At 58.8% G+C, this 13,599-nt stretch carries 13 protein-coding genes, 3 tRNA genes and 1 riboswitch; of the genes, 3 read left to right on the top strand and 13 right to left on the bottom strand.

Features of this window, described 5'->3' with window-relative positions:
* Positions 1–45: 45 nt before the first annotated feature.
* Together AAZQ98_RS04035 and AAZQ98_RS04030 are read right to left on the bottom strand one after the other, a co-directional pair.
* Positions 46–363, bottom strand: coding sequence for a DMT family transporter (locus AAZQ98_RS04035; protein ID WP_105658679.1), 318 nt, complete (start codon positions 361–363; stop codon positions 46–48).
* 11 nt (positions 364–374) lie between these two features.
* A riboswitch (guanidine-III (ykkC-III) riboswitch) is annotated at positions 375–440 on the bottom strand.
* Between the two features lie 5 nt (positions 441–445).
* Positions 446–1,324, bottom strand: coding sequence for an ArgP/LysG family DNA-binding transcriptional regulator (locus AAZQ98_RS04030; RefSeq protein WP_133833754.1), 879 nt, complete (start codon positions 1,322–1,324; stop codon positions 446–448).
* A 76-nt stretch (positions 1,325–1,400) separates the two neighbouring features.
* On the opposite strand from AAZQ98_RS04030, the gene AAZQ98_RS04025 reads away from it, so the two are divergent.
* A complete protein-coding gene (locus tag AAZQ98_RS04025) occupies positions 1,401–2,018 on the top strand; it encodes a LysE/ArgO family amino acid transporter (protein ID WP_400289691.1) in 618 nt (205 codons plus the stop codon).
* Between the two features lie 481 nt (positions 2,019–2,499).
* Here AAZQ98_RS04025 and AAZQ98_RS04020 read toward each other — a convergent pair whose 3' ends face one another.
* Both AAZQ98_RS04020 and AAZQ98_RS04015 read right to left on the bottom strand, forming a co-directional pair.
* Entirely contained in the window at positions 2,500–3,219 is a 720-nt protein-coding gene (locus AAZQ98_RS04020) for a rhomboid family intramembrane serine protease (protein ID WP_332594768.1), read from the bottom strand.
* Positions 3,220–3,456: 237 nt separating this feature from the next.
* Positions 3,457–4,002: a peptidylprolyl isomerase gene (locus tag AAZQ98_RS04015; RefSeq protein WP_105658683.1), complete on the bottom strand. Its 546-nt coding sequence runs from the start codon at positions 4,000–4,002 to the stop codon at positions 3,457–3,459.
* A gap of 171 nt (positions 4,003–4,173) precedes the next feature.
* Here AAZQ98_RS04015 and AAZQ98_RS04010 point away from each other — a divergent pair, with 171 nt between their 5' ends.
* Entirely contained in the window at positions 4,174–4,380 is a 207-nt protein-coding gene (locus tag AAZQ98_RS04010; RefSeq protein ID WP_105658684.1) for a hypothetical protein, read from the top strand.
* Between the two features lie 6 nt (positions 4,381–4,386).
* Here the strand turns inward: AAZQ98_RS04010 and AAZQ98_RS04005 are convergent, their stop codons facing one another.
* Both AAZQ98_RS04005 and AAZQ98_RS04000 read right to left on the bottom strand, forming a co-directional pair.
* Entirely contained in the window at positions 4,387–5,253 is an 867-nt protein-coding gene (locus AAZQ98_RS04005) for a DMT family transporter (protein ID WP_105658702.1), read from the bottom strand.
* Positions 5,254–5,382: 129 nt separating this feature from the next.
* Complete coding sequence (locus AAZQ98_RS04000) at positions 5,383–6,354, bottom strand: bile acid:sodium symporter family protein (RefSeq protein WP_434689995.1); 972 nt, start codon at positions 6,352–6,354, stop codon at positions 5,383–5,385.
* 109 nt (positions 6,355–6,463) lie between these two features.
* Here AAZQ98_RS04000 and AAZQ98_RS03995 point away from each other — a divergent pair, with 109 nt between their 5' ends.
* Complete coding sequence (locus AAZQ98_RS03995) at positions 6,464–7,606, top strand: glycosyltransferase family 4 protein (RefSeq protein ID WP_286134352.1); 1,143 nt, start codon at positions 6,464–6,466, stop codon at positions 7,604–7,606.
* Positions 7,607–7,673: 67 nt separating this feature from the next.
* Here AAZQ98_RS03995 and AAZQ98_RS03990 read toward each other — a convergent pair.
* The 7 genes from AAZQ98_RS03990 to gyrB form a co-directional block, all read right to left on the bottom strand.
* Positions 7,674–7,746 (bottom strand) — tRNA-Ala (locus AAZQ98_RS03990).
* A gap of 95 nt (positions 7,747–7,841) precedes the next feature.
* Positions 7,842–7,914 (bottom strand) — tRNA-Ala (locus AAZQ98_RS03985).
* Between the two features lie 7 nt (positions 7,915–7,921).
* Positions 7,922–8,041, bottom strand: a complete 120-nt coding sequence (locus AAZQ98_RS03980; protein ID WP_219844366.1) for a DLW-39 family protein — start codon at positions 8,039–8,041, stop codon at positions 7,922–7,924.
* A 31-nt stretch (positions 8,042–8,072) separates the two neighbouring features.
* Positions 8,073–8,146 (bottom strand) — tRNA-Ile (locus tag AAZQ98_RS03975).
* Between the two features lie 122 nt (positions 8,147–8,268).
* Positions 8,269–8,877: a DUF3566 domain-containing protein gene (locus AAZQ98_RS03970; RefSeq protein WP_133833758.1), complete on the bottom strand. Its 609-nt coding sequence runs from the start codon at positions 8,875–8,877 to the stop codon at positions 8,269–8,271.
* The gene (gene gyrA / locus AAZQ98_RS03965) at positions 8,874–11,501 is read right to left on the bottom strand and encodes a DNA gyrase subunit A (RefSeq protein WP_400289696.1); all 2,628 of its coding nucleotides are present in this window, start codon (positions 11,499–11,501) and stop codon (positions 8,874–8,876) included. Before gyrA ends, AAZQ98_RS03970 begins: the two co-directional genes overlap by 4 nt.
* A gap of 58 nt (positions 11,502–11,559) precedes the next feature.
* Positions 11,560–13,563, bottom strand: a complete 2,004-nt coding sequence (gene gyrB / locus AAZQ98_RS03960; RefSeq protein ID WP_208294252.1) for a DNA topoisomerase (ATP-hydrolyzing) subunit B — start codon at positions 13,561–13,563, stop codon at positions 11,560–11,562.
* Positions 13,564–13,599: the final 36 nt, after the last annotated feature.

The following is a 13,599-nucleotide window of genomic DNA, read 5'->3' as shown; positions in this document are numbered from 1 at the left end:
CCTGCTGAGGGGGCCGGCGAAGTTGTTTAATGGCGGCTTTTGATATTAGTGGCTGACGGCTTTCAAGCCGATGATGCAACCAACCAATCCGAGAATGAAGACCATCTTCAGTACGCTGAAGGCTTCCTGCCCGGTGGCCATCGAGTAAATGACGGCAAGCGAGGCTCCGATGCCTACCCAGATGGCATATGCAGTGCCGACGGGAATTTCCTTCATGGCGTAGGCCAGTCCACCCATGGACACAACCAGCGCCGCGAAGAAGACGATGGTCGGAACGAGTTTGGAGAACCCCTCGCTCATGCCAAGAGCGATGGCCCATACCGCTTCGAATAGTCCGGAAACGATCAAAATTACCCAATGCATGCCAGATACTTTCTGGCCGTCTTGTCGCCCTCCGGGTACGGCTCCCTCGTCCGGGTCCAAGCAATGATTGCTGGTGACCACCTCAGGCTAGCAAATGCAGGCCTTGCTGTCTCGCGGCTGTGACCAAAATGCCACCTATCCTCGCGAGGATCTGCGAGTCCACAGCCCAGCGCTGAAAATACAGTGGCACATCGATAAACCATTGCTCGTTGAGTACCTGCAGCCCGCTGGCTTTCTGCAGCTGCGTTTCTGGAACCATCCCCCACCCCATCCCCGCTTCTATGGCCGCAACGAACTGCATGGAATCTGGAACATGGTGGACTTGGCCTTCCGGCCGCGCTTTAGCCCCGGCAACCCGCTGGAGCATCTCATGCTGCAAGGGATCCTCACGATCGAAGACCACCATCGGAGTGCGAATGAGCTCTTCCACGGCCCCAGTTGGTACATGGCGTTGGACCACCGAAGCTTGCGCGGCTGCGCGATAGCGCAGTGCACCCAGTTTGTCACTTATGCAACCCTGGATATTCTCCTCCGCATTGGTGACCACGGCGCTGACGCGACCGGTTCGAAGTAGCTCCAGTCCCCTGTTTTCATCGGTACGCACTATTTCACAGGAGAGGTCTTCGAACTTCGCGAGCTCGTAGAATACCGGACCGAACCAAGTGGAGAGCGAATCCGCGTTGACTCCAATGGCGATCGGGATCGGATTTTCGGAGGCTATCTCTTTGGAGAACTCTGCACTGAGCAGCGTCATCTGTCGCGCATAGCGCAGAACTTTAAGTCCATGCTCGGTAGGCCTAACCGGGCGACTGCGGACGAGCAGGACTGCGCCCAGGCGGTTCTCCAAGGCCTTGATGCGCTGGCTGACGGCCGAAGCGGTCACTCCCAGATCAATCGAGGCATCATCGAAGCTTCCCGCATCAACTACCGCAAGCAGGGTTTCGAGGTGTTCTACATCCATGTTCACATTAGGAACTCTAATCTAGAATCAGAAACTTAAGTTCGACGCAGATCAGCTAATCTCTTACAGTTTCTACATGCTCTCTGGATCCTTGTTCTTCGGCTTTACCACTGGCCTGTCCCTCATCGTCGCCATCGGTGCGCAAAATGCGTTTGTGCTGCGCCAGGGAATCAGGAAAGAGCATGTTTTCATCACCGCTTTGGTGTGCTCATTATCAGATGCGATCCTGATTGCCGCCGGAGCCAGCGGCATGGGAGCGCTTGTCGACCGAGCGCCCTGGATATTGGTGATTGCGCGAATAGGCGGCTTCATCTTCCTGGCAAGCTACGCGATTTTCGCTTTCCGCCGAGCACTGAAGCCCGAGGCGCTGAAAGTCTCAGGGCTCCCCGGTGCAACAACAGCCGTCTCGATCATCGGAACGACGTTGGCCCTCACCTGGCTGAATCCACATGTCTATATCGACACGGTACTGCTTCTTGGTTCAATTGCTACTTCCCAAGCCGCAGGCGCACCCTATTTCGCCACTGGTGCGATCATTGCCAGCGTCACTTGGTTCTTCGCACTTGCCTACGCCGCACGCTTCCTTGCCCCGCTCTTTGCCAACCCCAAGGCGTGGCAGGTACTTGATGTACTTATCGGAATCGTCATGCTCATCTTTGCCAGCATGCTGATCCTGCCAGTTCTCACCAAGTAATCCACAGGCAAACACTCTTATCCACAATGACTGTGAACAACTTTTACAAACAGTTGTTCACAAAGTTATCCACAGCTGGGGAGAACTTGGGTGGAGTTCATGATTTTTCGGATAAAGTACAGGTCGACGGAGATATTGGAAACTGAAATGACATGCTTGTAAGTTATTAACACTGTGGATTCCGGCTGTGGATAAGGCGTGATTCCGCATATTGAACCGTGATTCTCATGATTCGTTTAAACTTTCGAACCCGAAGTTATTAACAGTCGGTGGATTCGTATATGCACTATCTACAGGGGTTGTTAAAAAGTTATCCACAACTGGGGACAAGGTTGTGAGTATTGGGTACTCGAAGGCGAATATCCCTGATATCACGGGGCCTAGGGGCTGTTAATAACCACTAGGCCTCGAGAGTTACACGCTTGTAAGTTATTAACAGTGTGGATAAGCAGTGTGGATAACTGTATTGCCTCTTTTCGAACTATCCCAAGGGCCACTTCACTGCTTCCGTGGAGAGGTAAAGGGCTGCCAGCAACGCAATCGACAAGGCCGTGAGTAAAAGTATCTGGGTACGCGCACGCTGTGGATTACTTCGCGGGATCAGCACAATGCAGCAGGCTGCGAGGATACCCAATATCGCTCCGCCCAGATGCCCCTGCCACGAAATACTGGGAATGACGAAGCCGAGAACGACATTCAGCGCCAGGATAATTCCCATGGAGCGAAGTGCCTGCTTATTGGAACGGAACACTACGAAAGTTGCGAGGAACAAGCCTGCCAGTGCGCCCGAAGCGCCGAGCGTGGCGCTGATCGGGTTGCTCAGCAGGAGAACGCCCAGTGAACCGCCAAAAGCGCTGAGCAGGTATAGCCAGGTGAAGCGCAGCCGTCCCATCCTTGGTTCGAGCATGGTGCCGAAGATGTAGACGCCGTACATGTTCATGGCAAGGTGCAAGAAGGAGCTCGTGGAGTGGGCAAAGGCGCTGGTGATCAGGCGCCATGGCTCATAGGCGGCCAGAGCCGGCGCAAGTACAAGCTGATTGGTGAATCCAGGGATGATCCACTGCAGCAGATACACCAGCACGTTCAGGCCGATGAAAGTGTAGGTGATAACAGGAGCACCGGATCGAGCCCGGCCACCGAATTGGGTCTTCTGCCGCGGCAGGTTCTTATTGGCTTGCGCGACGCAGTCTACGCATTGCACACCTACAGGCGCAGAGACCTGGCACTGCGGGCAGACCGGACGTCCGCACCGGTGGCATGAAACATAGGACACCGTCTGCGGGTGTCGATAGCACGTCGGAGTTGCTTGGCCCTCTGGGAAAACCTGTCCAAAGGACATCAGTACCTGCCTTGAGTTGGGGGAGAAGGATTAAATACTCGAGGCCCCGACAATGCCGCTAGGGAATCGTCGGAGCCTCGGGTTGGTGCGCCTGTGTTGTTACAGGGTCTCGATGTCGACCGAGTTGATAACGACGTCTTCCAGTGGCTTGTCACGGCCATCGGTAGCAACGGCGTTCAGCGCGTCAACGATCTTGCGCGAGTCAGCGTCAAGGACTTCACCGAAGATGGTGTGCTTGCCCTGCAGCCAGGTGGTAGGAACGGTGGTGATGAAGAACTGCGAACCGTTGGTTCCGCGGCCCATGCGGATGCCCGCGTTGGCCATGGCCAGCTTGTAAGGCTCGTTGAAGTTCAGTTCTGGGTGGATCTCATCATCGAACTGGTAGCCTGGGCCGCCGAAGCCCTGGCCCAGTGGGTCGCCACCCTGAATCATGAAATCAGAAATGATGCGGTGGAAGATGGTTCCGCTGTACAGCGGGGTGTTGGTCTTCTTGTCACCGGATTCTGGGTGTACCCACTCCTGCTCACCGGTCGAGAGGCCAACGAAGTTCTTTACGGTCTTTGGCGCGTGGTTGCCGAAGAGATCGACAACGATATCGCCCAAAGTAGTGTGAATCGTGGCTTTATGAGTTGCGTTTGCGGTCATGCCTTCATTCTTCCATGATCTATGCTCGACCCGCCAAATACTGACGTACGCGTTGAGAGAAAATTTGGACCATTCTTAGGTTGCTTGTCCGATACTGCTGGCCACTGGGCATAGAACTGCCTAGTCTTGGACTGTCGGATAGCGTGAATTTTTTCGGATCGGGAGCAATGCATGAGCAAGAAGAGCAAAGCAGGAAAAGTACTAGCCGTTGGCTTGATTGCGGGACTTGTCGCAGTGCTGGTAGCCGTGTGGAAGGCCTCGAAACCAATTGAGGATCCATGGGAAAACGAACCACTTCCTGCACAACCGCACGAGCCTGTTGAATCGCGTGAAGCCAGCGTGGAAGAAATCCGCGAAATCCTCGAAGATGACAAATAAAGCCGTCTAGGCTGCTTTTGGTTGGGCTTGCCCTCGAATCACGAGGGCAAGCCCAACAAGTATCACGGCCAACCCGGCATAGGTAGCGATAGGAACTACCTGCCCCAAGAACATTGCCGCTAGGATTGCCGCGCCAGGAATCTCGAGCAGAATCAGCGTCGAGACCGTGAGCGGACCGAGCACGCTGAGCAAATGATTCATGGCGGTATGGCCAAAGATCTGCGCGCAAAGCGTCAGCAGAATGATCGCCATCCATCCTCGGGCGTCGAAACCCCAAATCGGCGTTCCAGTCAGGAAACAAAGGATTAGCAGCACTGCGGCGGTAATGGCATAGCAGCTCGAGGCATACGTTGTAGTTCCCAAGGTCCTGCGAGCCACGGATCCGGCCAGCGTGTACACAGCGGCCAAGACGCCACCGGCTAGTGCCAAGAGGTCGCCAATGATGGCATCACGTCCCAGCCCCATGTCGAATCCCGTGATGATGATTGCACCAAGCAGCGCAATGCCCATGCCAAGGAAAACCTGCGTTCGATATTTGGTTCCGCGAAGAACCTGGTAAATCGCGATCCAGACACCTTGGATGCACACCAGTGCCGTTCCAGCAGCCACGCTGGTTAGTCGCATCGAATACATGAAGCACACGAAATGCAGTGCGAGAGCTACACCTGCTACCCCGGTGAAGAACCATTCTCGCCCGGTCATCTGCAGATAAGCTTTGGAGTTCTTTCGCAGTGCCGGTGCGCTGAGCGCGGCCGCCGCAGCTCCATTGCGCCAAAAGGCCATGGAGAGAACCGGGACACCAGGGAAGGCGGCAATAATGGGGCCAGATGCCGAAATCCCGAGAATTCCGACCAAGGCAAGCAAGATGGTCACCAACCAAGATTACAGTTTCCCAGCGCATGGGCTTCATTCGAACTTGGAACGTGCCGGATCCGGCGAATACTTGGACAGATCAAGATATTCTTATGATGGAATACTTTTATCTGTGCCCGCACTCTCGAGCTATTTAGCGTCTTTTCTCCGCCAATAAGCTGCGATCAATGCGCCGGACAAGTTATGCCAAACAGAGAATACTGCACCTGGCAGAGCGGCTTCAGGCGAGAAGTATTGCTTCGCGAGCCCACCGGCGAGGCCTGAATTCTGCATGCCGACTTCGATGGCGATTGTTCGCCGGGAAGCTTCGGGAACGCGCAACAGGACACCCATGGCATACCCCAAAGCCAGGCCCAGGGCATTATGCAAAATGACCGCAACCAGGACCAGCAGGCCAGCAGTCAAAATCGTTTGTGCACTGCCCGCGACGATGACCGTCACCACGAAGGTGATGGCTAGTACCGACAGCCATGGCAGCACACCATCGATCTTCGCCACGTACTGGTTGAACAGCATACGCAGGACGATGCCTAGGACCACAGGGATCAGTACGATCTTGATGACGCTGACGGCCATGGATCCAGCATCGACTGGCATGTACTGGCCAGCCAGCCACAAGGCCAGCGCCGGGGTCAGCAGCGGTGCGAGCAAGGTCGACACGGAAGTCATGGCAACGGACAGGGCGACATTGCCTCGAGCCAGGTAGGAAACCACATTCGATGCCGTGCCTCCTGGTGCGCAGCCAACCAGGATCAGGCCGGCGGCCAAGGCAGGTTCAAGCTGCAGCAGCGTGGCGACCAGCCAGCCCATGGATGGCATCAGGATGAACTGCGCTGTGACACCGCCGAGCACCGGCAACGGGTTCTTGAACACCAGGGCGAAGTCTGGCAAGGTCAGCGTCAGCCCCATGCAGAACATGATCACCATCAGCAGGGGATTTATCCATCCGGAAAACCCCACGAACGCTTGGGGAACAAGCATTCCGCACAGTCCGCCCAGCAAAATCAGCACAGGGAAGAGCAATACCGCGATGCGGGAGTCTTTTTCGTTCTTGTTGGCATTTGCCGCCGCGGCGGAAGGGCTGGACTGTTCATAGGGCACCTAGGTATTTTGCCACTAAAGAGTTGCGGCCACAACGAGACAACTGAAGTTAATCCACTGCCCTTGTCATATTCACTTGCGTGTAATTGACGAAAAGCATGCTGAAGATGTGAAGGTAGCAATCGTCGCTGAATCGTTCCTTCCCCATTTCAATGGGGTCACCAACTCAATCCTCAAGACGCTGGATCACCTCAGGCAGACTGGCCAGGAGGCCGTGGTCATTACCCCTGCAGGCTCGCTGGCAGGGGAGCTGTCAGGCCATGGCGTGCCAAAGCTCTATCAGGGCTTCAAGATCCTCACAGTTCCGTCGATGCCTTTGGCAAGCTATCCCGAGGTTCGGGTAGCTGCCACCAGTGTGGCGCGCCTGCGCAAGATGCTGGCTCGAGAGCGCGTCGACGTAGTTCATCTGGCTAGCCCGTTCATCCTTGGATGGCAGGCTCTGCGCGCTGCACAGGAACTCGAATTGCCCACCGTGGCGCTGTATCAGACCGAGGTTCCCAGCTACGCGGCACGCTACAAAATGCCGTGGCTGACGCAGAGGCTCTGGGAGCACGTCAGAGCGATCCACACGGGTGCGGACCTCACTCTGGTTCCAAGCACGTTTTCCTACCACCAGCTCGAATCCCTGGGCGTTCCGCGGCTTGCCATTTCAGGCAGGGGAGTAGATACAGCGCAGTTCACGCCAAGACGGCGAAGCGAGCAGTTCAGGCAGGCGGTTGCCCCGAATGACGAGGTAGTCATTGGCTACGTCGGCCGGCTGGCAGCAGAGAAGCAGGTCGCGGACCTGCAGGCCCTGGCGAGTCTTGAGAATACTCGGCTGGTGATCGTCGGTTCCGGCCCACTCGAGGACGAACTGCGCAGCCTTTTGCCCAACGCCCACTTCACCGGTTTCCTTTCCGGGGAACGCTTGGCCGAGGTCATGGCTTCGATGGACATCTTTGTGCATCCTGGCGCCTCAGAGACCTTTTGCCAGACCATTCAGGAAGCCATGGCCTGTGGTGTGCCTGTCGTGGCCGTAGGCCGTGGGGGACCGCTGGATCTGGTGGATTCCTCGCGCACGGGCTGGCTCTATCAGCCAGGAAACCTTAGTGAGCTGCGCAGTCGGGTCAGCGACTTGGCCTATGACGATGCCAAACGGCTGGCTTTTGCCAGCGCTGCGCTTAGCAGTGTCCAGGATCGGTCCTGGCACAGCATTGGCGAGCAGCTTATTGGACACTATGAGCATGTCCGGATGGCCCGGATCCGGCACTAGCGAAATAGAATTTTCTTCTGGATACGCAAAAGGCGGAAAGTTTTCACTTTCCGCCTTTTGGCAAATGTGGAGCCTAGGAGAATCGAACTCCTGACATTCTGCTTGCAAAGCAGACGCTCTACCAACTGAGCTAAGGCCCCGTATTCAATTTTGAAGTTTCCACTCCAAGATCAATTCATCCGAATCAATCAAAAAGAATTAGCGGAAAGTTTTCACTTTCCGCCACTTTCTTTTGTGGAGCCTAGGAGAATCGAACTCCTGACATTCTGCTTGCAAAGCAGACGCTCTACCAACTGAGCTAAGGCCCCAAAAGCTTTAGGAAACTTTATCGGCTACCTGATGCCAGGTTTCCTTCGTTTCCGACGAAGCCTTCGCTTTCTTGACCAAGACTACTGCAGCAGCCGCGATCGATGCGAGAACCAGGAACTTTTTCATTACTCCCTCTTTCTCTCCAGCAAGGTTTCCGTGGGCGTACCAAGACTTGAACTTGGGACCTCTTCGTTATCAGCGAAGCGCTCTAACCGCCTGAGCTATACGCCCTTGCTTTTGTTTTTGTTCCCTTCGGAACGAAATAAAACTTTACCGGTGTTCTCCCAAAGATACAAATCGAGCCCGGGTGTCATGCATCACAGCATGAATCCCGGGCTCGACTTGGGGTGTTCCTAGTCGTCGGTGAGGGTCACTCCGGCTCCGCCGACCAGTGAAGCAGCAATGTTGTACAGCACCGCGCCAAGCATGGAGACCACGGAAATTACCACTACGTTCACCACTGCGATGATCGTCGCGTAGGAAGCCACCTGGCCCAGCGACATGGTGTCGCGCAGGTCGAAGTTGCCGTCGGCGCCAATGGCCTCGCGCATCAGCTGGTTGAACGCATCAAAGGTTCCGGTCAGATCCAAGACAGCCCAGATGCCCACGGCGGCAACCACGGTGATCACACCGAAAGCTACCGAGAGCAGGAAGGCCAGCTTCAGAACCGAGAAGGGCTCCACCTTGGAAACCAGCAGGCGGGCCTTGCGGACCTTTGCCTTGGGCGCTGGACGAACCAGGCGATCCTGGCCATTGGCCGGACGCTGCTGGCTGGTTGGGCGCTGCGGCGCTCCTGTCGGGCGCTGGCCCGCTGGACGCGCTTGGCCTGTTGCTGGTCGTGCGCCGGCGCTAGCCGGACGGGCGCCAGTACCGGTCGGAGCCGGACGCTTTACCTGGGTAGGTCGCGGCGCTGCGCTCTTCGGGGCACCGCCGCTGGGGCGTGGCGTCGAGGGCGTGCTCATGCGTTACCTCCGTTAGTGTCGTCATCGTTTTCCGCGCCGGATTCGTTTTCTGGCACAGCCGATGACTCATCGATCGTGTTTTCTGCGTCCAACGTTACGGCATCTTCCTCCAAGTTCTCTTCGAGCTCGGTCTCAGAGTTCTTGGCAACCGCAAGGATCCGGTCCTTCTTGTCCGGCTTGGCGAAGATGACGCCCATCGTGTCGCGGCCCTTCGAAGGAACCTGTGAAACGGCCGAGCGGACCACCTTGCCCGAGCCCATCACCACCAAGACCTCATCGGTCTCGTCGACGATCAGCGCGCCAACCAGCTCACCGCGTTCCTCGTTGAGCTTGGCCACCTTAATGCCCAAACCACCGCGGGATTGCACACGGTATTCCTCCACGGTGGTGCGCTTGGCGTAGCCCTCGTTGGTCACGGTGAAGACATAGGAGCCTTCGCGGACCACATCGGCTGCCAGCAGCTCATCGTCTTCGCGGAACTTCATTCCGGTCACGCCCGAGGTTGCACGGCCCATGGGGCGCAGCGCGGTATCGGTGGCGGTGAAGCGGACCGACTGGCCCTTGCGTGAGACGAGCATCACGTCATCGGATTCACTGACCAGCTGCGCGGAGACCAGTTCATCGTCCTCGCGCAGGTTGATCGCGATCACGCCGGCGGTGCGGTTGGTGTCGTAATCCTCCAGGCGGGTCTTCTTCACCAAGCCGTTGCGGGTAGCCAGCATCAGGTAGGCCGCATCCTGGTAGGTGCGCAGGTCCAGCACCTGGGCAATGTGCTCATCCGGCTGGAAGGCCATCACGTTGGCTACGTGCTGGCCCTTGGCATCGCGGCCGGCCTCGGCCAGCTCGTAGCACTTGGTGCGGTAAACCCGGCCGTGGTTGGTGAAGAACAGCAGCCAGTTGTGGGTCGAGGTGACGAAGAAGTGCTCCACCACGTCGTCCCCGCGCAGGTTCGCGCCCTTGATGCCCTTGCCGCCACGTGCCTGCGAACGGTAGTTGTCGATGCGGGTGCGCTTGACGTAGCCGCCGCGGGTGATGGTGACGACCATTTCCTCTTCGGGAATCAGGTCTTCGACGCTCATGTCGCCGTCGTAGCCCATCAGCACCTTGGTACGGCGGTCGTCGCCATGCTTGTCGACGATCTCGGCCAGTTCTTCGGAGACTATCTGGCGCTGGCGTGCCGGATCTGCGATGATCGCCTGGAATTCGGCGATCATGCGCTCGAGCTCGGCATGGCGATCCTGGATCTTCTGGCGCTCGAGGGCGGCCAGGCGGCGCAGCTGCATGTCGAGGATGGCGCGGGACTGCGCCTCGTCGATGTCCAGCAGTTCCATCAGCCCGTCGCGCGCCGCCTCGGTGGTAGCCGAGCGGCGAATCAGGGCGATGACCTCGTCCAGGGCATCCAGGGCCTTGAGCAGGCCGCGCAGGATGTGGGCTTCTTCCTCGGCCTTCTTCAGGCGGTATTCGGTACGGCGGACGATCACTTCGATCTGGTGGGTGACCCAGTGGCGGATGAATCCATCCAGCGGCAGGGTGCGCGGCACCCCGTCGACGATCGCGAGCATGTTGGCCGAGAAGTTCGACTGCAGCTCGGTGTGCTTGTACAGGTTGTTCAGCACGACCTTGGCCACGGCATCGCGCTTGAGCACGATGACCAGGCGCTGGCCGGTGCGGCCCGAGGTCTCGTCGCGCATGTCGGCGATGCCGGCGATCTTGCCGTCGCGGACCAGCTCGGCGATCTTCACCGCGAGGTTATCCGGGTTGGCCATGTACGGCAGTTCGGTGACCACCAGGCAGGTGCGTCCCTGGATTTCCTCCACGTTGACCACTGCGCGCATGGTGATCGAGCCGCGGCCGGTGCGGTAGGCATCGGCGATGCCCTTGGTGCCCAGAATCATGGCGCCGGATGGGAAGTCCGGGCCCTTCACGCGCAGCATCAGCTCGGCGAGCAGCTCCTCGCGCGAAACTTCCGGGTTCTTCAGGTACCACTGCACGCCCTCGGCGACTTCGCGCAGGTTGTGCGGCGGGATGTTGGTGGCCATGCCCACGGCGATGCCGGAGGAGCCGTTGACCAAAAGGTTGGGGAAACGCGCCGGAAGAACCGTTGGTTCCTGGTTCTTGCCGTCGTAGTTGTCCTGGAAATCAACGGTGTTCTCGTTGATGTCGCGGACCATTTCCATGGCCAGCGGGGCCATCTTGGTTTCGGTGTAACGCTGGGCGGCGGCGCCGTCGTTGCCCGGGGAGCCGAAGTTGCCCTGGCCCAGGGCCAGCGGGTAGCGCATGACCCAGTCCTGGATCAGGCGGACCAGCGCATCGTAGATCGCGGTGTCGCCGTGCGGGTGGTACTGGCCCATGACTTCGCCGACCACGCGGGCGCACTTGTTGTACGAGCGCTCAGGGCGGTAGCCGCCGTCGTACATTGCGTACAGCACGCGGCGGTGCACCGGCTTCAGGCCATCGCGCACATCCGGCAGCGCGCGGCCGACAATAACGGCCATGGCGTAGTCGAGGTACGAACGCTGCATTTCGGTCTGCAGGTCGATCTGGTCGATGCGACCGCCTTCTGGGACCGGCTCGATGATCTCGCCGTCCATTGGTGCGTTCTCAGGGGTTTGCTCGTCGCTCAATTTCTTCCCTTACAAGTCAAAAAAGTCTTCGGTGGATATCTGTGGTGGCGGCGGCCGGCTAGATATCCAGGAAGCGCACGTCCTTGGCATTCTGCTGGATGAAGTTGCGGCGGGACTCGACATCCTCGCCCATCAGCACGGAGAACACCTCGTCCGCGGCTGCGGCGTCATCCATGGTGACCTGGCGCAGCGTACGGTGTTCCGGATCCATGGTGGTGTCCCACAGTTCCGAGTAGTCCATCTCGCCCAGGCCCTTGTAGCGCTGGATGCCGTTGTCCTTGGGCAGGCGCTTGTTGGCGGCCTGGCCGGCAAGCAGCTCCTGGTCGCGTTCCTTGTCGGTGAACACGTAGTCATGCGGCGCATTGGACCACTTGATGCGGTACAGCGGCGGGGCTGCCAGGTAGACGTAGCCGTGCTCGATCAGCGGGCGCATGAAGCGGAAGATCAAGGTCAGCAGCAGCGTGGTGATGTGCTGGCCGTCGACGTCGGCATCGGCCATCAGCACGATCTTGTGGTAGCGCAGCTTGGCCATGTCGAACTCTTCGCCGATGCCGGTGCCGAAGGCGGTGATCATCGCCTGCACTTCGGCATTGCCCAGCGCGCGGTCCAGGCGGGCACGCTCCACGTTCAGGATCTTGCCGCGCAGCGGCAGGATGGCCTGGGTGTGCGGGTCGCGTCCGCGCTTGGCGGAGCCGCCTGCGGAGTCGCCCTCCACGATGAACACTTCGCACTCGGCAGGGTTCTTCGAGGAGCAGTCCGAGAGCTTGCCCGGCATGCCGAAGGATTCCATCGGCGACTTGCGGCGGGCGTTGTCGCGGGCCTTGCGGGCGGCCATGCGGGCCTGCGAAGCCAGCTGGGCCTTGCGAATGATGTCGCGGGCCACGTTCGGGTTGCGCTCGAACCAGTCGCCCAGTTCCTCGTTGACCACGCCCTGGACGAAGCCTCGGGCCATCGAGTTGCCCAGCTTGGTCTTGGTCTGGCCCTCGAACTGGGGCTCGGAGAGCTTGACCGAAATCACCGCGGTCAACCCTTCGCGGGCGTCCTCGCCGGTGAGGTTGTCGTCCTTTTCGCGCAGGATCTTGTTATCGCGTGCGTAGCGGTTGAGCAAGCCAGTCAGGGCCGCGCGGAAGCCCTCTTCGTGGGTTCCGCCTTCATGGGTGTTGATGGTGTTCGCGTAGGTGTGCACGGATTCGGCGTAGGCGCTGGTCCACTGCATCGCGATTTCCAGGCTGATGCCGCGGGCAGCATCTTCGGATTCGAAGGCAATGACCTCGTCGTGGACCAGTTCGATCTTCTTGGCGGCGTTCAGGTGCTTGACGTAGTCCAGCAGGCCGTCCTTGTACAGGTAGTCAACGGTGCGCGGCTTGACTACCTGGTTCTCGATTTCCTCCTCGACCTCGGCTTCGGGCTCTTCGTTGTCCTGCACGCGCTCATCGGTGAGGGTGATGCGCAGGCCCTTGTTCAGGAAGGCCATCTGCTGGAAACGGGCGCGAAGCGTCTCGAAATCGAATTCGGTGGTCTCGAAGATTTCCGGATCAGGGTAGAAGGTCTGGCTGGTGCCGGTCAGCTCGGTTTCTTCGCCCTTGGTCAGCTCCTGGACGGTGTGGCCGCCGTTGCCGAAGCCGATGCGCCAAGCGTGGCCCTGGCGGCGCACGATGGTGTTGACCTTCTCGGACAGCGCGTTCACCACGGAGATGCCCACACCGTGCAGGCCGCCGGAGACCGCGTAGCCGCCGCCGCCGAACTTGCCGCCTGCGTGCAGGATGGTCATGACAACCTCTACGGTTGGCTTGCCCTCGGTTGGGTGGATGTCTACTGGGATGCCGCGGCCGTTATCTTCACAGCGCACGCCGCCATCGGCCTGCAGCGTGACGTTGATGGTGTCGCAGTAGCCAGCCAGCGCCTCATCGACGGAGTTGTCGACGACTTCGTAGACCAAGTGGTGCAGGCCTCGAGGGCCGGTGGAACCGATGTACATGCCCGGGCGTTTGCGTACCGCTTCGAGTCCTTCGAGGACGGTAATATCCTGGGCGCCGTAAGTGTGTTCGACTTTGGAAGTCATCGATTCCGCGGGGGCTTGGCTTTCAGCCGGTTCCTG

This window comes from Glutamicibacter sp. Je.9.36 (assembly GCF_051129975.1).
Taxonomy (GTDB): domain Bacteria; phylum Actinomycetota; class Actinomycetes; order Actinomycetales; family Micrococcaceae; genus Glutamicibacter.
Note: the sequence above shows the minus strand (reverse complement) of the source record. Positions and strands in the feature narration are given on the sequence as shown.